A 19591-nucleotide genomic window follows, 5' to 3' on the forward strand; every position below is an offset into this window, starting at 1 on the left:
ATGAGCGCAAGCCCCGCTTTCAGACTGAGTGTCCAGGTTTTTCCGCAAAGCTGGGATGGCGCAAATCTGCGATTGCGCATTCTTATCCTGCCGCAAGGAGATCCGCTCTCTTCAACGCTCCCCGGTATTTTTCCGGTCCCGGACTCTCCCGCGTTCGCCGATGCTCAGCCAAAATTTGTCGCGCAACTCATTCCGTCGTTAACCAGCCTGCCAATGCAAGCTTCGGTTAGTGCACAGGTTGCTCTACCGACCGTGGCGCCCGCGGGATCGCGCCCGCTATTTCAGCAGCTTGCTTCGGAATTCAACATCGTTCCCGATCTACCGGGCCAGACGCCTCGGCGGACGGGCTTTAGCATTAGCAAATATCTTCCCGACAGCTATCGCAACGCGTTCAATTTTGATCGACCAAAGACTCCCTTTGCGGTCACGGACGATTCTTACCATTGCCTATTGGAGAACCTGCCGGCTAAGCTAACGCCGCAGGCGGCACCTCCCAATACGGTCAGCTGGGGACGCGTCCTTGGCTTCGCGTTACGGCAGCCTCTGGTTTCGACGGCGCTCGGGCTGCTTTACGAAGTCGATTGCCCGCTGCCTACGACGACGTTCTATGCCGACGGCGGCTGGATATATGTCAACCTTGATTCGTCCGGTGATTTCGCGCCGCAGATCGCCGCAAATTCCACCCTATTTCAATCTTATGCGGCCCGATTGCCGGTGCTCTCTGCGCCCCGGCCGCTCTTTGCGGCGGTGCTGTTCCCGGTAACTTCGACTCCGCCATCCAGCTCATACGACTCTGTTTTTATAGAAGCGGAGGAGTATGATGATGGGTTCGCCAAGATCGTCCATGGGTCGCAACCAATTGCCCTCGATCTGCTTGACACATCAGGCGCCGGGTTGCCGCCGGCCGCGGATTACGGGCTGCGTCTCGGCTGGGATGATGAGCAGATCACGACATGGTTCAATCGCCAGATCGATGCGACGCAAATCGACGCTCCTTTTGGCACAGCCGGATATTGTATCGATGTACGCCAGAAGGGGCACGTGCCCTGGAACTCGCTTTGCCATGTCACTGGTTCCTTGGCAATCGGCACTACCCAACTGGGGACGTTCGATGGTGAACTTGCATTGGAAACTCTTCCGGCATCCCTCGATCCGACATCGCCAACCGCCCTGTGGCTCTCGAGTTATTTCGCGCAGTGGCGGGGCGGCTCAGTCGTGGTCACTGATCCGATTGCTCTGAGGCTACACGGCACGGCGAACCCTTCGGTCGGACAAACCTATATCGCCGCACCGGACGCTACCGCGGTCCCTCTGCACTACGGGAAGAGTTACGATGTGCGCGTACGGCTGATGGACCTTAGCCGGGGTGGGCCAGGGCTTTCCGATAACGCTGTCAATCCTGGGCCCGCACCTATTGCGACCATTCCGTTTCGGCGGTTTGTACCATTCAAGCCGGTAACACTCACCGATCTCGACCTTACAGCTACACCCGCGACCCCGCAGACCAGCTACCAGATTGCTCGCCCTTTGCTGAATTATCCGGCGGTGGTCTTTACTGGCTTGGCGAATGCCGTCGAGAGCCTGCTCGCCGATCTGCCAAATGCCATCGCGGCGGGGCGGGAAGCCGCATTGCCGGACCCTGATGCGATTTCGCTAACCATCCAAGTGCAAGTGCGTCAGCTTGTTAACGATGCCGAGATCTATGTGGAAGGGGATGACCCAGCACCGTACTCGTTGCTTTATCAGACAACTCGTGAGTTTCCCGCCGATTCATCTCAGCCGTTGCAACTTGACATCGCGTTCCAGGATGTGCCCGATATCGCTGCCTTTTCGGCCCAGCCTGCCGTAGGTGCGCTGGTGCTGCCGCGCCAGCGCGCCATACGGCTGGTTTTCAGCGCAGCCGCTGCGCCGGACCCGCAACTACTGTATTGGGGATCCATCGCCGCCACCGTCGGGCAGAAAATTGAAGTGCTGACGGGGGCTTACGGCTTGGACGAGAGCGGCATCTTTACGCCGGAAATCGAAGCTAGCCGCATTTGCGGCATCATGCTGCAGCCCGACCCCGTATTGACAAGCAATGTGGCGGCCAGCTTGGATGTGTTGGGCCAGCGAGGCACAGCCCCTTATGACGTTTCGACACGCCTTGCCCTTAGTCTTGGGCTTAATGTCAGCGGCCTGACGTACACGGCCCAGGCCGGGGAGCGGATTCTCTTCGGCTGCGGTTCTACTCTCGCGAAAACGCTATCGCCTGACCATGGCAGTATCACCTTCGCCACAAAAGGCGAGCTCACGCACCATTGGCTGATTGTCGTTTCCCTTCACCTTGCACGCGATTGGACTTGGGGCTTGCTGGCTCCGATCAGCTTCGAAATCAGGAATGCAGCCAACGAGATCGTCGGCACTATCGACATGACCATGTCCGCCAGCGCCGCGGCGCTTCAGGGTCGGGCAAGCCGGAGTGGCACAAGGCTGATTTTCTTCGATGCGATTGATCCCAAGCCGTCATCTGGGTCGTTTCCTGCGGAGTTGACACCATCCTATACGGTGACCCCGATCTGGCCCGCAGCTCCGGTGACGCAGGACCCGCCGCTGCAACTGCCACTGCTGCTGCCCGTTGCCGCCCGACCGATGCAAACCCCGCAGTTGGCTTCGGCCGGAATTGCTCTCACACCCTACGCGCCAGCAGCGGACTATTCGTTCACTAATGCTCGGCAACGCGCACTCTGGATTGAATTTGCGCAGCCCGTCGCCGATCCGGATGACACTTACTTCGCTCGGGTCCTTTCTTACGCCCCGGATCAAATCCTGACCGGCGCACCCCTGGACAACGGGAACTCCGTCCTGACGCCTCCGGCACCTCCGCTTCCCATTGATCCCGAATTGATTCGCACCATTGTGCCCGGCCAATCGGATGACCGTTCCGGACTCAACGCCATGCAGCCACTGATTCCATCTCCCACATCCGACGTGCATTTCATATTGCCATTGCCGACCGGTCTTTCCGTCGAAGCGCCGGAACTGTTCGGCACGTTCGTCTATGAATTCAGGGTCGGCCATTCTCGTCGATGGTCTACCGCCCAGGGACGGTTTGGGTCCGCGTTAACCGTGGCGGGCGTGATGCATCCGCCGCCGACACTGCTGGCATCCGTCAACAGCCTTCCCACCAGTATCGGCGTCAGCGCGCCCTATGCGAAGCCTGTCTTCGGCGGCCGCAGCCTAATGCAGTCGCCTCCTCTCACTCAGCTCTGGGGTTTGCTTTATGCTCAGGTCACGCAGGCGGATGGCGGCAGCCAGCGCAATGTTCTTCTCGACCGCTTGCGGCTGGGCAAAAACGACAGGCGGGAACTCGTGCAGTTGATCGGCACTGACAGTGCCGGAGGCCTGTGGGAACGGGCAACCATCCAGGAAATCCTGGCCATGCTCGCCCTTCCACCGACGTCGCCACTCAGTGTCATCGTCGTGGAGACCTTTAAGGATGTCGGCAACATAGCGGATCCGCTTGGAGGTGACCTCGGGCATGTTCGAATTCTGCGCGTGTCTCCCCTGGCCGCTGTTCCGCCCCTTTGCTGATCAGGTTAGGAAGCCGCTAGGGTCTTGCACGACCTCAAAATCGCCCATCTGGGCAGGTTGCCCGCGCACGGCGTCTTCCACGTCGTCGCCGAACAGAGCATCGAAGGCCAGATAACCGAGGAAGCCTCCCACGAAGCCGACGGCGGTGCCCAGCAGGGGCACCTCCGATAACCCGATCGCACCCACCGCCCCTGCCGCCAGGGCACCGCTCAAGCCGCCAGCGGTGCCAGATACGAACGATCTCGTTCCCTTAGCCTCGTAGTCCACGGTCGTATATTCTTTGTCGCTGAGCGCCATTTGTCCGAGTGTGAATATCGCCGCGGCTGGGCCGCCGGCGAAAGCTCCACCCAGGGATCGCCCGGCCGCGGATTCTATGCTTGATGCTTCTGCACCGCCAGTGGCGGAGGCGAAGGAGCGCGCAAAGGTGGACTCGATGGTCGCTCCCGTCGCGCCACTCGCGGTGCCTAAGAATGCCGTGGTGACGAGTTCCCGTACCGCCTCCGGATGCGCGTCGGGGTTCCATAGAATCTGGATTGCGTTAATAAGCGTCGCGATGCCGCCACCTAGCGCGGCCCCGGTTGCGGCCGCATTTCCGGTCCCACCCCCACCAGGGCCGGCTCCGCCGCCGCGTGTCGGCGTGGTGGCGGAGTCAATCGGAACTTCCACTCCGTTGACGGTCATTCTGCCCTGACCTTGCGGGCTGAAGTCAACCGTATCAATTTGCACCGGACTGATGCGGCCTGCAGCGTGAGCGTCCCGAATGCCTTGCTCGGCGGCTGGGTCCGAGAGGCGGAAATTTCCGTTCGGGCCAAACGTGTTGGCCAGTTCCCCCAACCATGTTGGCTTTGCCGTCCCCGGGGAGGTCTTGAACGGATTCGTTGTGTATCGCGAGGCGGTGTCGGCGACGTTGATCTGGTATTCGCCACTCGGAAGGCGCGACGCTGTGGCGTAGTCGAGGCCTCGCACCGAAGCACCCTTCGGCGCCAGAATGCCGATCTCGCCTTGAGCGCGGCGCGCTTGGTATGCGGAGACTTCCGCCGTCTGGCCACGGATGAGCCGGTTGATCGAACCCTCCGTGCTTGCGGTGGCCGAGGAGATGTTAGCACCTGGCCGCCCGTAGGATGGGTCCAGAAAACCAGCTGCGATCTGGTCTTGAATAGCTGCCTGTGCCGCCTGGCTGGGATTTGCCCTGTCCCAGGCACCCGAGGACTCCAGGCCCAGGTTAGCAGGCTGACCGCTCACCGGCGGCGTGGCGCGGGGCACGTTTGGCTGGTTTGAAGCGGCACCCACGGCGGCGGCCGGTCCCCAAGGGAGAATACTGTCGTCTGCCGACGAATTCCCAGCCGTCGTGGCGCTAGCCGGGGGAGGGGGCTGTGCACTGCCGGCACTTGTTGCCGTGCCCGGGGCGTTCGTTGGCGTCGCCGGCTGCGTCTGTATTTGGGCCTGCTGAGACTGAGCGGCCTGGGAGGCCGCCAAGTCCTGGTCGTATTTCTGGAACCTTTGTACCATCTGCTGAATGGCAGCATCCTCGTTGTCGAGTGTGTCACGCTGGACGGGAGTTGGGCCTGTCTGGTCCCCTGTCGAAGCCGGGCTGGCGACCACCGTATTCGAATATGGCTCCGTGGGCAGCGTTCCCGTGTATTGGTTGCTGCCAACGCCCTCCTGCGGGCCGCCCGAATAGGGACCGACGAGATTACCTGAATATGGCGTATAGGGTCCCGTCCCTGGCATGTTGGTATAAGAATCAGTCGTCTGCGTGCCGATGCTGAGCTGCCAGCCCCCTACCTGAAATCCTGCGATTGGGGTGAACCCGGAGGGAGAGGTTGCTGCAGGGAATAGCGGGCCACCAGGCGTGTCCATGATCCTGACGATCGTCTGATCGGCTGGCAGATTGAGATCTATTCCCGGCCTTGGCGCAATGTCGACACCGCTGGCCGGCAGCGGATCATCGGTGGTGCCGGTGGGCGCATCCGGCATGTCGCCGCCACCGGAAGCTCCGCCCGCTCCGCCATAGGAAGTGCCACCGCCGCCAGCCCCCGAGGTTTCCGTTGCCAGAAACATTCTAGGGACAAATCCGGCGCCGCGACCGATCGCGCCAATCGCTCCGGGCTGCATGGCGGAGGGATGTATCGGAACATACGGCTGGCCGGGCAAGGCCGGCGGATCGTGATCGGTTGGCGCCCGAGCAAGAGAAATCATTGACCCAAGCTGGTCCGTCGGGCTGATCTCGCAGCGAACGCGCCCGCGCGCGTGCCGCACAAGCGCCACCAAGCGCACGTTGTCGCTTTCGCGCAGGCGGATCCCTCCCGCGGTGGCCTGAAGCTCGTCATCGCCACCGCCGCCCTGGATCAAGAATCTGAATCGCCCGTGTGCATCCGCCAGGGCCGCCTGGTCCGTCTCAGGCTCTAGCAAGACCACGCTCGCGGCGGCATGCCCCTTCCCGTGGTCCGCTTTGGCGATAGCCCTGACCGCGTAAGTGCCAAGCGGCGTGTCACCGTACAGCCGAAGCGGATTGCGCGATGCATTGCCGTGAGCCAAGGCGAGATCATCATGCGAGCGTCCCGCAGCGGGCACGGGCCCGAATATGATTGCACCGTCAGCGTCGAGAACAGTCAGCCATCCCGCGAAGTCTCGATCATCGGGGAGGCCTATGCGAATTTTCATGTTCCGCCTCCGGTCGCAACGCAGCGGGTCGACACCTCCTCGACATTTTCGGCTAAGTCGAGGTCGCACTTCATCCCGGTGAATGTCTCGACATATCCAGAAACCATGCGCGACATCGGGAACGCCAGATCAACATGACGGCGGGCCGCGATTCCGAATGCTTCGCGCATCGCGGGGTCCCGCAACAGAATTTCGACAGCACTGGCCAGATCCGTGGGATTCGCGGTGGGGACGATGAAGCCGTTTATGCCATGGAGAACCTGCTCAGCGGTTCCACCCGAGTCGTTGGCGACAACCGGAACGCCGGCAGCCATTGCCTCAAGCGACGCGTTGGGGCACCCCTGGTCGTCCGATAGCATCACGAAGACGCGGAAACTTTGCAGGAAAGGCGTCACATCCGTATGGGCGCCGACAAACCGTATACAGCTCAAGCCGGCGCGTCCGATCTTGTCGGCCACATATGCCGCATAGCCCTTATGCCATGGATCAACCGCGCCAACGACGGTGAGCGTGACGCCTGGGATGCGCGCCGCCAGGACTTCCATCATGTCTACAAGTTGCTCAAGCCGCTTGCTTGGGACGATACGGCAGCACGTGCCGATCGTCAGCTCTGGCATCCACCCCGTCGGTAGCGGTGCCGCGGGACACGCGAAGGCTGTTGGCACGCCATTGGGAATAACGCGAACTCGATCCCGAGAGCCATTCCGCAGCTCTAGCGGCATGCCGTCGCTATACTTGGCCACGAAACAGTCGATGCGCGCGAAGTAATCGGCGATGCTCAGGGAGAGACGGCGCGAGTAGTCACTTGCGGCGAACAACTCGTCACGCAGCATGGGTCCCGGACTTACGTCCACGAGCCGCAGCGGCCGCACCTCCAGCACTTTGGCAATTGCAAGCTTGAGAGCAGCCGGGACGTTCCAGAACGCGAGCGTGGTTGCACCCATCTGCTCCATCAGCTGCAGAACGCGTTCGCAGCGCTCCATGACCGTGGCTTGATTGTGAAGACTGAAGAGGAGGATGCCTGCGTCTTCAAGATGGTGCAGAAAGCCGGGCCCGTACAACGGTTCAAGGACGGCGACCGCAACTGGCTTTTCTTCGGGCCAACCGAGAAGCAGGTTTGACAGGGAACGTTGTGGACCGCCGAGATTGAGGTTCTCCGTCAAGATGAGCGTTACCGGCTCGGGCCTCGGCCGGACCGAACTTTCGGGAAGACCATAACGGCCCAGGAGTGCCCAAAGACGCGGCACAAGGTCGGGGTCGACGGGCAACGGATTGAGGAAGCGTTGCGGCCGAGTGGTGACCTCTCCGATCGCTCGGGCGTACATATCGACGTCCGAGGAGTCTTCGACGAGCATGTCGGTGGCGCTTAGCGCTTCGGCGTTGCCGCCGGCGTCCGCCGAAACAACCGGGCAGCCGCGGCCGATCGCCTCCAGCACCGCAATGCTAAGGCCTTCGTAGATGCTGGTGTTCAGGAAGACGTCGAAAGCTGAGTAGTAAGGCTCCGCAGGATGCACTGGTCCGGGCATGATCACGTCGGCAGTCACGCCCAGTTCCAGCGCCTGGCGACAGGTTGCCGTGTAGGCCGCTCGGCCGGCCCCCCATTCGTGATCCCAACCACCCAGGATCATCAGACGCGCCTTCACCCGTTCCTGCACTTTTGCGAGAACCCGCACCGCACGCGTGTAGGCTTTCTGCGCCTTGAACTGGCCGACCATGCCTATGAGCAAAGCATCATCCGGGATGCCGTGCCGCCGCCGGATCTCCTGCCGCTCCATCTCGGCCTCTTCGGCGGCGGGCGGTGGACGCTGCAACTCGTGGCGGATCACCACGACTGGCTTCCTGCACCCCAACGCCAGCATCTGGCGCTTGACCGCCTCCGAGACCACGACGACAAAGGGTATCCACGGCTTGTCGAAAGCCTGCGGCGCATCCCGCCACGCGGGTTGCGCGTTGTGAATGACCGGAATGACGTTAAGTCCCGCACGCGCGAGCGTCTCCAACTCGCGCAAGCTCACCATATGCGTAAAGACGGTCGCGGTAGCCGAGGCCAGCACCTCGGCGGCGATCGACCGCATCCGGGTGGGCGATGCTTGCCCGTCGAGGCTGACAACTCTGCAACCGACGATGGCGTCTGTCGGATATGACGGCTGGGCGTTGTTGAGGAGAAACAGGTTGGACGTCACCTGCGTTTCCTGCAGGCGACTGACGACATCGTGGACAAGACGTTCCGCGCCGCCGAGCGCCATGCTCGGAACGACGCTGTTGAGATGGAGCGAATTGGCGAAAGAGGGTGCTAGCGGCTGCGCTGCGGCGATCAAAGTCATCGGGACGCGCGGGGAAGGAACTGAGCGATGCGTTGACGGCAGGAGGCCAAACTGCTGGTACAGGCGATAGATGCGAGTCCCCGGCACTGGGTGGTTGTTATCGGGCACACGCATAGCGATTTTGTTGCCCCTGTAGGCGCCGCCTGACCTGCGAAGCGCGGTCCATAGCTCGTTCATCCAGTGCAGGCCGAACCAATTGGGATCGAATTCGGCATTGCCGTCAACGAAGGGTCGTATGCTTTCCCATTCATCGGGCGGCATCAAATCTGCGAGTATGAAATTCTCAAGGCTTTGTCGGTGAATTCCTTCGACGAAGGCCCGCGCCAAGTCAAACCATCGGGACTCGTCGCTAATCCGCCCCACGACATTGTCCAGGAGGTCCCCTGTCAGCTTCGTCCCCGCAGGGCACTTGATGACGTTCAACACGGCGCCCATGCGGTGGCCGCGAAATACATAGGGTTGCTCGAAGTCGAAGGGCCGAAGGCAGAGAACGTCCATGTCAACCCAGATCCCGCCCTGCTCGTGGAGCAGCTTGGTTCGGAACACATCGGCGAACAGCGCATAACTGCCCCCGCCGATGCCCAAGTCATTATCTGCGACGCGCTTACGAAAGATCTGGTCGCGCGGGAGGATCTCATTGGCATCCCGAATTGCCACGCCGCGTGGCAGCGAATTGGGCGTTTTCTCATACCTCCAGAGGTGAAACTCGTGCCCTTTGGCGACGAACGAGCAAAGCGTGAGAAGCTCGAGCCTGGAGAGGGGCCCAATCCAAAGTCCGTGCACGATCCGGTTCGCGGTCAGCAGGAGCCACCTCCTCGCCCGGTCGCAAGGGGCGCAACAAGTGCCTCTGCATCATCCCAATTCTTCCAGCCCCGCGCGCCAACACCGCCATTTATGAAATGCAGGAACACTGGAGGCAGGCAATCTCCGAACCCGTAGTCGGCGTCGATTCTATACCTAGAGACCGGCAGGCTCGGGCGATTTGCCTCCGGGTGGTGACGGAACCTGTCGACGATGCGGTTAAAACGTGCTGGCAAGACGGGATGCGAAGCCAGTCCAAACTTCCAGGCGGCAGCCGTGAGCGTTCCCTGGTCACGCACTTCCCAATATGGGTCCTCCAGCGCAAGCAGAGCATAGTCGTGCCACTGCTCCGCAAATTCCCCTGATTCACCAGAAAACAGGAACAGGCCCCCGTTCCAGTGACGCCAGTTGGGATCCGAGATGACTACCTCGAACTTCTCATGAATTGCTCGCCGCAAATGATCGCAGTGCCCGGTCTGGCAACCGCAACGCACCGCGGTCCTGCTAAACCGGTCGAGCGTGACGTGATCCATGGCAAAGGTGATCGGGGGCACGAACTTGCAAAATATCTCATCCACGTCCGAAGAGACGGCAATCTGATCGCTGTCGAGATAGCAGGCCAAGCCCGGCGTAGCGACAAGGCGCGGCAACGACGTCTTGAGCAAAATAGCGGCCTGGTGGTCGTCCAACCCCGCAGGCACGTCCACCGAGAAGGTTTGGTCGTGCCCGACCGGCGCGCTGCGCGCGGTCACGACAACAATATCCGCCCGCGAAAAGCGCTTAAGGAAGCGCAGCGACGTTTCTACCTCGCGAGCGGACCGCTCGCCGCAGACGCAGAAGACGAACGTATCCGTGCCCATGGACCCATAACCGGAAGGTTGTCGGAAAAGCGCCGTTCACGTGATCGTTGCCGTCGTATTGTCGTAGTCAAAGACATAGCCACTCGGAAACGTCAGATTGCCAGACCCGTCAACCGGGTTGACGCACTGGGCGATCAGGTCCCACTTGTCATCGTCTCCCCGGCAGCGCACAGCGACAACGTTACCGCTGATCGTCGTCGGAGCGCCTCCAGCATCAAATAGGTTCGTCGTGATGCTTAGGGTGGACCCGATATATATGGGGCCACGATAGATCAGCGTCATGAGCAAGAAGATGCTGCTGTTGTCCTCAATACGTATCACCGGCTCGCCGGGCGTCGCAGATTCACCGGAATTTTTGTAGATGCCAGTGACGACCCCAGCGATTGGCGACATCAGGATCGTATTCAGATAGCCAACCTGCAACTGATACACGCCGAGATCGATTGCGCGGAGTTCGTTTTGCATGGAGGTCGCCAGGTTCGGGAGCGACTGAACCGCCAGGAACTGCGTGTATTGCTGGTCCAGCAAGCTGATCTGTGCCCTCTCGTTTTGCGCCTGATTCTCGATCGATGGAATTCTGTAACCGTAGTCGGTGTTAACGATTGTCTGGCCCTCGACAGAGTAGGCTTCCCCGGTCGAACTCTGCGTCTCACTCTGGCTGCCTCTGGTATCGATGTTCTGATCCGAGACGCCACCGCTTGTGCCCTGCTGGAATGTTTCCTGAATGTTGGGGCCAGTGATCGTCTCGGTGTAGCCACTCCCACCGCCGGGCATTGGTCCTTCACTTGCGGGACTGGTAAAGTTGGGCGCCCCGATGGACTCCATGTTCTCCTGACTGGTGGAGTGGGTCGTACCGGTCGAATGTCCAGTCGACAATGTTTGCCCTCGGCCGGATGACCAGTCCATCGTTGTGGTCGTCGAGTTGAGAACGCTGTTCGTCGTTCTGATGACGCCGACGCGTGAATCCGCCACGTAAGCCGCCGCCAGCTGGTCGGCCTGCTGCTGTGCCAGCATGGCGAGATTTGCCAGTCGGGCCGGTTTGGCATTGGCGCCTGTCCCAAAACTATCGGTGGCCGCGGCGACAATACCGGCGATGTTACCGTAACGATCAAAGTAAGCATTCTGACGAAGAGCGACAGCCCGGTCGAGGGCGGCTGCACGGGGCTCCGCTCGTAGGGAAGCAAGAGCGGACGCGGTCACGGGCGCGGAAGAGAGAATGCCCTGGGAATCAAATTGAAGGCGCGACGCATCGCCCGAAACGGTCGCGTCAAGGTCGGAGTAAAATGTCGTAAAATCAAAGCCAACGACGCTGGACCCCAGCGTGACGTTCATTTGCTCGATGATCCCACCGGCGTCGAAGCAAAGCTGCGCCGCTTTATATGGACGTGAGCTCAAGGCAATGACCTTCGCGCTACCCATAAGTTGCCCCCTGGAAGTAGACCGCCTTTAGTTCGAAGGATGAACCACGCAGTCGATATTGCTCTCGAGCGCGCAGGTCGCAAAGACGCCCGAAATATTTTGAATTTGGATCGTCAGACACTCGCCTGGCTGTAGAGTTCCAAGCGTTGTCTGCGGACCGCCCGCGACTTGCGTGCCGATCTTCACCGGTTCGCCGAACACGTTGTTGCGTACATGCAGCAGAAGTGGCTTGTCGAAGCCTGCATTCATCGTCATTCCGGCAGAGCCCCAGAGAAAGATCGTTCCGCGAACGCGCACTTCGTAGCTTGCATGCGTCTTACTGAGGAAAGACGGCATAAATGGAGACTGTTGCATCCGGATTGCCTCCTCGCGATGGCGGGGAATGACCGCTAGAACGACGTTTCCCGGTCCGGCATAGGCCACAACCCATTCCGGATGATCGACAAGCTTCCAATCATTAGCATTATTGTCTAATAGCGTACCGCTTGAGTGAAAGATAGCAACATTAGGCCACTGGACTCAGGAAATCATAAGACAGGCCAAAAGGAGTGTGCCAGGCTCGGCAGAGCGAAAGGACGGGTAGGCGCGGGACGACGCTGTACGCGCCTCCGGATCGCAGGCAGGGTCCTTCACTTTGCTATTCGCGCAAACTGTGCCCCGAGTTCCGATTGCGCCTTCGGTAGGTGATTATGGTAGTGTGCATGGAGCATTCTAGAAAAAATTGCTCGTCCTGTTTCTTGCTCTGCAACTTTGTTGTGCGGTGAAATGGCCGGTTTGGACCCGCTGCCGATTGATGCTCGCGTAAGGCAAGAACAACGCCGCCGTTTAGGTGTGCTTGTGGGGGCTACGCGTTTCGCCACGCAACAGGGAACCGAGGAAAGCTTTCGCCTAGATCTCGTGGATCTTGATGCGTATGGTGGTGCTCCCGCGGGCATAGGACTTCCTTTCGCCGGACATGGGCTCGCGCTGCGCCCGGGTTCGTCACGCGAGGCGGTGATCTTCGAAAAGCGCGGCCGTGGCGGCTGCGCCGTCGATCTCGTTGCGCGACGCGTCATAAAATCTATAGAGCCAACGGCCGGTCATGCTTTTTATGGGCACTGCGCCTACGCTCCAAGTGGGAACGTCCTATTCATCGTCGAGACGCAACTTGGAAGTCTTGAGGGGGCGATCTCGGTGCGAGACCCGGACACGTTCGCCGTGCTTGGGACGATCCCTACCTATGGCGTGGCCCCGCATGATTGTCACATTCTTGAGGATGGCCGGACGCTGGTTGTCACGAACGGGGGCGGCCCCGTCACCTCGCCGTATCTACCGTCGGTGACGTTCATCGACGTCAATTCGCGAGCGCTGGTGGAACAACACGAGTTTCGGGAGTTTAACTGGAACGCGGGACATGTTGCTGTCTTGGCCGGCAGAGCGTTCGCCGCAGTATCGGCGGCAAGAGACGGTCTAGCATCGCCGCTGCCACCGGGCGGCGTGACCCTGCGCAGGTGCGGCGACAGTCCCATCGGAATGAGCATGCCGAAGTCTGTCACCTCCCGACTTTTGGGAGAGTCGCTCAGCGTCGCGATCGATCCGACCTCACGAGTGGTATGTGCGACTCATCCCGCCGCTGATCTCGTGACATTCTGGAGTCTCGACGCTGGCGCGCTGGAGAGCTCTTTAGAGTTACCGCAGCCCCGTGGTGTCACGATGACACTTGACGGGCGGTTCTTCGCCGTGTCGTACGGGGTCGATGCGCGCGTGCTGCTCGTTGAGGCCCTTACTCTTCGTGTTGTGACCGGCCGCCGGGTTGGGGCCGGCATGCTGGGTGGAGCACATCTTTACACTTGGACCGGGTGAGGAGTGTGCCGGCGGCGGCGCCCGGTCGCGCGGATAGGCGCTCGCCTGATGAGACAGCAGCGATCCAGCCAGCGTAAGCTTGGTAGGCAGGGCTCTTGGACTGCACTGCGTTTGCGGATGGATGAGATTGGTCGAAGCCGGAACCGATATGGATAGCCGCTTCTTTTGACGATGCGGCGAGGAGAAACCCGTGCTATTGGCAAGAAGCCGGTTCACTGGCCTTTTCGTTTATCATCCCGCCGCCGCGGCTGATAGCCAGCTCATCGCATCCTCGAGCTCCTGTGGCATGTCTCCTTCGAAAACGACAACGAGGAAGTTGTCGCTTGCTGCCCCATCTTCGGCGACCTGAGCCTCAACGACCGGATAAAAAGTGTGATGCACAGCCTGTATAATGAGTGGTGCCGGGCATCCCTCGAACGCGAGCTGTCCTTTGATCCTCATGATGCGGCTGCCGTATTGGTTCAGTAGATCGTGCAACCAGATCTGGAATGCGGGCCATGCCAACGGCTGCTCCGGCCGGAGGAGAAGGCTCGAGATACCCGCCAAATGATCGAAGACTCTGTCACAGCGGAGATTGGACATCGCCATTGCCGCGGTCGTCCCGGTGAACAAGAAGTCGGGGTTGACCCCTCTGTCGCCGCGACAGATCGGTGCGAGCGGATTGAGTGTCGCCAAGCGCCTCTCCAGGGCTTCAATCGCTCGAACCTCTACGAGGTCGCATTTTGAAATAAGAAGGCGATCCGCAAGGCAGATCTGGTTGCGGTTCGTGACGCTGCTGGCCAGTCGCGCCAGGCCATGTTCTGCGTCTACCAAAGTTACTATGCTTTGCAGAGCGAAAACTTCGGCCAAGAGGGGGTGGCACCCGACCGAGGCCACGAGAGGTGCCGGCTCAGCAAGCCCGGTGGTCTCGATGATCACACGTCGGAAGTTCGGCACCTCACCAGTAAGCCAGGATGTGTAAAGTTCCCGAAGAGTTTGAACGATGTCCTGCCGGATCGAGCAGCACAAACATCCGTTCGGCATCAGCATTACAGTGTTGGTCGCAGCCTTGATGAGGTTATGGTCGAGTCCGACTTCACCAAACTCATTGACGATAACAGCGGTGTCGCTCATATCGGGACGGCGTAGCAGGTGGCCGATCAGGGTTGTCTTGCCGCTGCCCAAAAATCCGGTGAAGATCGCGATGGGCCAGGTTGAGGACAGTGCGGTCATGTGTCGCGCACAACGAGGTGCGGAGAGATCAGGATGCGCTCGGCCGGTCCTGCCGGCCTCATGATGCGCCTCAGTAGCAGGCTCGCGGCGCGGGCGCCCACTTCAACCGGCAGTGTTGCAACGGTTGTCAAAGCCGGGACAGAATGCGACGATTCCGGGATATTGTCGAAGCCGACCACGCTCAAGTCTACGCCGGGAACGATTCCAAGTTGCCGCAACGCCACTACGACACCAAGCGCCAGCAGGTCGTTATGGCAGATGATCGCGCTCGGAGGATTGCTGCGGGAGAGGACCTCGGCCACCACTTCGCCGGCGTCAAATCGTGATGAGCGGCCCGGCAGAACCAAGCCTGCGCCGAGCCCACATTGCCGGACGGCACTGGTAAACGCAGCGATCCGCTCTCGCGCCGCCGATGTGTTTTTGGCGCTGGGCAAGAGCGCAATCCGGTCGTGACCTTTCGAGACCAAATACTCGACCGCCATGCGAGTGCCCATCGCGAAGTCCGGAGCAACAAAATCGCTCGCATCGCCACCGAAGGACCGAAGAATCTGGACGAAGGGGAGGTTCCAGTCGCGCATCCGTCCGAGGAGGAGCGGCGAACTGCCTTCCGCGGCACAGATGATGATACCCTCTACGCCACGCTCTCTGATGCGGCGGATGAAGCGCTCCTGACGTTCGGGGCTGTCGGCCGAGTTCGCGACAAAGCAAAGGCGGCCGTCAACGTCCAAAGTATCGTCGATGCCGGATAGAAGCTCGGCGTAAAACGGGTTGGTGATTTCGGGGACGATCACACCAATTGTCCCGGACACTCCGGAACGCAGCTGTGCGGCGCCGCGATTGTAGACGTATCCCACCGCAGAAATTGACTGTTGCACCCGCTCTCGTGTCTCGTCGGCTACCAGAGGGCTTTGGCGCAGCACCAGCGAGACTGTGGCCCGGGATACGCCGGCCGCTTCGGCGACCTGCACGATGGTCGCGCCACGGCGGGTCCCCGTTGACCGAGGGCTCAGCTTCTCACCGTCACCCATGTTTGTAGCCGAACGTCACCACGGGCATTCGCATAGCAACTTCCAGACCGTCCTGTCGAGAATATTAGATCGATCTAAATCCTGTTGACCCGTACGCGTCATTGGGTTGAGAATGGCAACATTCGTCGAAGGCTCCAGAAGAGAGCCGACGGAAGGGAGGCAGAAGATGCCGTTTTTCGCAGCTGCGGCAAGGGCTGTCGCGGTAGGCTTCGGATTGGTCGTCTTGAGCCACGCGGCCTTCGCAAAGGATGACACGGTCGCGAGCGCCAAGGCAGCCGTCGCGCGTTATGCGGGACCGCAGACCGTGTGGGAGGGGCCAACATCGGCTCCCAAGCCTATGGCGGGCATGTCCATTGTTTATCTCTCCGGAGATGAACAGAACGACATCTCCCGAGAATACGGCCTCTTCATGAAAGCTGCGGCCGCGAAGCTAGGCTGGAAGCTGACCGTGATCGATGGCAAAGGCAGTCCGTCGAACTGGGTGTCGGGATTCAATCAGGCCATCGCGTTGAAACCAAACGGCATTGCTATCTTTGCTGACGCAAAAAGCCTGCAGGGTCCGATTCAAACGGCGGTTGCACGGAACATCGTCGTCATCGGGCTGCACGCAGCCTCTCTGCCGGGCCCCAATCCTGCGCTTCATCTCTTCGTCAACATCCAGGAAGACCCGCGGGAAATCGGCCGTGCGGAGGCCGACTGGGCGATCGCGGACAGTGACGGCAAGGCGCGGGTCGTCATCATCACCCATAATGAATATCAAATTGCTCAGACGAAATCCGATGCGACGCGCGACCGAGTCGAAGCGTGTTCCGGCTGCAAGGTTCTCGACTACTCTAACTTTCCAGCTTCGGAAGCGGCCCAGCGCATGCCGCAGTTGACCACGAGCTGGCTGCAGCGGTTTGGTGTGCCAATCTACATCACCTCGGTTGGGGACAATGACCTCGATTTTGCGATCCCTGCACTTCGCAGCGCCGGAGTTTCGCCTAATCAAGCCAAACTGATCGGCGCTGACGGCAATCGCTCAGCCTACGAGCGAATTCGCCGCGGTAACGACTATCAGACGGTTACCGTGTCGGAGCCGATCGAGCTTCAAGCCTATCAGGCGATCGACGAGTTCAACCGCGCCTTCAACAAGGCGCCCCCGAGCGGCTTTGTGCAACCGCCCTATCTCGTCACTGCCGAGAATGTAAACACGGAGGGTGGCAAACAGGACGTTTTCATCCCTGACAATGACTACAAGAGCCATTACCTGAAGATCTGGGGCGTCGCCCCGTGATGGAGGCCGGGCGCGGCCGGGCCGAGGCCTCTCCGCTTCTGGCTCTGGCTGGCGTGACGAAGCAATTTCTTGGAACTCTGGCCTTGGACCATGTGGATCTCGACGTTCGGAGCGGCGAGATTCACGCCCTTCTGGGCCAGAACGGCGCCGGGAAGTCTACGCTGATCAAGCTGTTGGCGGGGATTTTTCCGCCCACGGAGGGGCAGATCCTATGGCGTGGTCAGCTTGTCAATCCGATATCAGAACAACTTCCCATCACCTTCATTCATCAGGATCTCGGCCTCGTTGACAGCATGACGGTCGCTGAGAACGTGGCGATCATGGCCGGTTACCCCCGTCGCCTCGGTATCATCGACTGGGCTGAGGCCGCCAGCGCCGCGCGCCGCGCGCTCGCGAAAATGGACAGTCCAATCAACCCTGAGACGCGCCTGGGGGACCTGTCTGCGGCCGAGAAATCCATCGTTGCGATCGCCCGGGCACTGGTGCGGCGGTGCGATCTGCTCGTTTTGGACGAACCAACCGCAGCGCTCCCGGCCGCCGATGTGACGCTACTGCTCGATACGCTGCAGCGACTGAAGGCGAGCGGCATTGGGCTTCTGTACGTCACGCACAGATTGGACGAGGTGTTCAGGATCGCCGATCGCGTGACGGTGCTCCGCGATGGGCGGCGCATCACCACCTGCGGTGTCGCCGAGAGTTCGCCGGCCCGCCTCGTCGACTGGATTGTTGGCGGTGCGCTTGCGCAGACGGAATTCGCCACCACCATGGCTTCAGACGAGATCCTGCTTGCGGTGGACAGGCTGGTCGTGCATCAGGAGGACGGGTCGGGGGTGGTTGGTCCGGTCAGCCTTGCGCTTCGCCGTGGCGAGACGCTTGGCCTCGTCGGGCTCAAAGGTGCGGGCCATCACGCCTTGGGCCGAACCCTGTTCGGCGCAACACGACCCCAGTCCGGCACCGTGCAATTCAAAGGCAGGCCGATTGAGGTGCACGGGCCGGGCGACGCGATCCGCCACGGCATAGGTTTTGTCTCGTCGCGACGCGCCGAGGAAAGTCTGGCCAGTTCCCTCAGCGTGCTGGAAAATCTCTATCTGAACTCCAGCGCCCGGAGCATATCGCCGCTGCGGCCCGTGGCCCCCGCCCGCGAGTTGGAAGCGTGTCGCCGTGCCTTGGCCCGGTTTTCGGTCCGGCCGCCCGATCCTTCGCCACCTGTCGCGACACTCAGCGGCGGCAATCAGCAGAAGGTCGTTGTCGCCCGCTGGATGGAGTCAGACGTTGAGCTGCTCATCCTGGAAGAGCCCACGATTGGTGTCGATGTCGGATCAAAGGCGGAGATCTATCGCGATCTTGAGCTTGCGCATAAGCGGGGCCGTGCCGTCCTCCTCATTTCGTCGGATTTCGAGGAGGTTGAGAAAGTTTGCCATCGGGCTCTCGTCTTCAATCGTGGCCAGGTCACCGCCGAAATCGTCCGACCGGATATATCCGTCGCCAGGCTGACCGAACTCGCTGCCGGGTCGGGCGAAGCCGCGAGCGCTGCGGCATGAGTACCTCGGTCACCAGCAGGCCCCGCAGCGCATCGGGTTGGTCCCGCGCGGTTTCGGTCTGGGGTCTCCTGGTGCTTCTGGTCGTTCTCATCGCGCTGTTCTCGGTGCTGAAACCCGAGACCTTCCCCACCTACTTCAATTTTCGCTCGATCATGGACAACAAGGCAATCTCGGCGCTGCTCGCGCTGGCGGTCTTCCTGCCGATGACGGCGACGCATTTCGACCTCTCGGTCGGCTTTCTCCTAGGAATTTCGCAGGTTCTGGTGATTGGACTTCAGGGGCAGGGTCTCGGATGGATTGAGTGTTCGGCACTTGTCCTGCTCCTGGGTGCTGTTGTCGGCCTGTTCAACGGCGTGCTCGTGACGATTGTGGGGATCGACAGTTTTATCGCCACGCTCGGTACGGGAACGCTGCTTTATGGACTTAACGAATGGTACACGGGCGGCCAGCAGGTGGTGGCGTCCCTGCCTCCTGCATTTCTCGGCCTTTCCGGCGTGATCTTCGGCATTCCGCTGCCCGCGCTATATGTGCTCGTTCTCAGCCTGATTTTGTGGGTGGTCTTCGAATACCTCCCTGCGGGCCGACATCTTTACGTGCTGGGTGCAAATCCGCGGGCGGCGGAACTGAACGGCATCTCGGCCAAGCGTTATGTCACGGTGGCCTTTGTGGCCGCTGGTGTGACGGCTGCCTTCGCGGGCATCATTCTTCAATCACAATTACAGGTTGGGCAAAGTTCGGTGGGGCAGGAATATCTTCTGCCCGCCTTCACCGCAGCACTCCTCGGTGCAACCTCAATCCGCCCGGGCCGTGTCAATGTCTGGGGCACGATCCTTGCCGTCGCCGTGCTGGCTGTGACGGTGGCAGGGCTCAATCAACTGGGTGCGCCCTTCTTTGTCGAACCCATTTTTGACGGAGCGATGCTCATCCTCGCCGTAGGACTGGCCGTGACGGCGGTCAAGCGGCGCACGCGATTGAGCGCGGCCCCCCTCGCGCCTCAGGCGGCCGCTGCCGCGCCGGTTAAGACTTCGATAGGGACTGATCATGTCTGAGCAGC

12 protein-coding genes are annotated in these 19591 nt (G+C 60.7%); 5 read left to right on the forward strand and 7 right to left on the reverse strand.

Annotated features, from left to right (window positions below; translation table 11 throughout):
• Nucleotides 1-3570 carry a hypothetical protein gene (locus VL752_RS01560; protein ID WP_325351974.1) on the forward strand — a complete coding sequence of 1190 codons (3570 nt, stop codon included), beginning with the start codon at nt 1-3 and terminating at the stop codon, nt 3568-3570.
• Here VL752_RS01560 and VL752_RS01565 read toward each other — a convergent pair whose 3' ends face one another.
• From VL752_RS01565 to VL752_RS01585, 5 genes are read right to left on the reverse strand one after another with little or no spacing between them, the layout of a single operon-like run.
• Nucleotides 3571-6234 (reverse strand): hypothetical protein, encoded by a 2664-nt coding sequence (locus tag VL752_RS01565; RefSeq protein ID WP_325351975.1) that lies wholly within the window; start codon nt 6232-6234, stop codon nt 3571-3573.
• Entirely contained in the window at nt 6231-9341 is a 3111-nt protein-coding gene (locus tag VL752_RS01570) for a glycosyltransferase (RefSeq protein ID WP_325351976.1), read from the reverse strand. Before VL752_RS01570 ends, VL752_RS01565 begins: the two co-directional genes overlap by 4 nt.
• Nucleotides 9342-9355: 14 nt before the next feature.
• Nucleotides 9356-10219, reverse strand: a complete 864-nt coding sequence (locus tag VL752_RS01575) for a hypothetical protein (RefSeq protein ID WP_325351977.1) — start codon at nt 10217-10219, stop codon at nt 9356-9358.
• Between the two features lie 36 nt (nt 10220-10255).
• Nucleotides 10256-11638 carry a hypothetical protein gene (locus VL752_RS01580; protein ID WP_325351978.1) on the reverse strand — a complete coding sequence of 461 codons (1383 nt, stop codon included), beginning with the start codon at nt 11636-11638 and terminating at the stop codon, nt 10256-10258.
• Nucleotides 11639-11665: 27 nt separating this feature from the next.
• Entirely contained in the window at nt 11666-12061 is a 396-nt protein-coding gene (locus tag VL752_RS01585) for a hypothetical protein (RefSeq protein ID WP_325351979.1), read from the reverse strand.
• A 351-nt stretch (nt 12062-12412) separates the two neighbouring features.
• Here VL752_RS01585 and VL752_RS01590 point away from each other — a divergent pair, with 351 nt between their 5' ends.
• Nucleotides 12413-13480, forward strand: coding sequence for a DUF1513 domain-containing protein (locus VL752_RS01590; protein ID WP_325351980.1), 1068 nt, complete (start codon nt 12413-12415; stop codon nt 13478-13480).
• Nucleotides 13481-13711: 231 nt separating this feature from the next.
• On the opposite strand, the gene VL752_RS01595 is transcribed toward VL752_RS01590, so the two are convergent.
• Together VL752_RS01595 and VL752_RS01600 are read right to left on the reverse strand one after the other, a co-directional pair.
• A complete protein-coding gene (locus VL752_RS01595) occupies nt 13712-14692 on the reverse strand; it encodes a CobW family GTP-binding protein (protein ID WP_325351981.1) in 981 nt (326 codons plus the stop codon).
• Nucleotides 14689-15720 (reverse strand): LacI family DNA-binding transcriptional regulator, encoded by a 1032-nt coding sequence (locus VL752_RS01600; RefSeq protein WP_325351982.1) that lies wholly within the window; start codon nt 15718-15720, stop codon nt 14689-14691. Before VL752_RS01600 ends, VL752_RS01595 begins: the two co-directional genes overlap by 4 nt.
• Before the next feature lie 166 nt (nt 15721-15886).
• On the opposite strand from VL752_RS01600, the gene VL752_RS01605 reads away from it, so the two are divergent.
• From VL752_RS01605 to VL752_RS01615, 3 genes are read left to right on the forward strand one after another with little or no spacing between them, the layout of a single operon-like run.
• Nucleotides 15887-16996: a substrate-binding domain-containing protein gene (locus tag VL752_RS01605; protein WP_325351983.1), complete on the forward strand. Its 1110-nt coding sequence runs from the start codon at nt 15887-15889 to the stop codon at nt 16994-16996.
• Nucleotides 16996-18537 (forward strand): sugar ABC transporter ATP-binding protein, encoded by a 1542-nt coding sequence (locus tag VL752_RS01610; RefSeq protein ID WP_325352012.1) that lies wholly within the window; start codon nt 16996-16998, stop codon nt 18535-18537. The genes VL752_RS01605 and VL752_RS01610 overlap by 1 nt, the downstream gene beginning before the upstream one ends.
• Nucleotides 18534-19586 (forward strand): ABC transporter permease, encoded by a 1053-nt coding sequence (locus VL752_RS01615; protein WP_325351984.1) that lies wholly within the window; start codon nt 18534-18536, stop codon nt 19584-19586. Before VL752_RS01610 ends, VL752_RS01615 begins: the two co-directional genes overlap by 4 nt.
• The last annotated feature ends 5 nt before the right edge of the window (nt 19587-19591 follow it).

This window comes from Acidisoma sp. (assembly GCF_035492295.1).
Classification (GTDB): Bacteria; Pseudomonadota; Alphaproteobacteria; order Acetobacterales; family Acetobacteraceae; genus Acidisoma.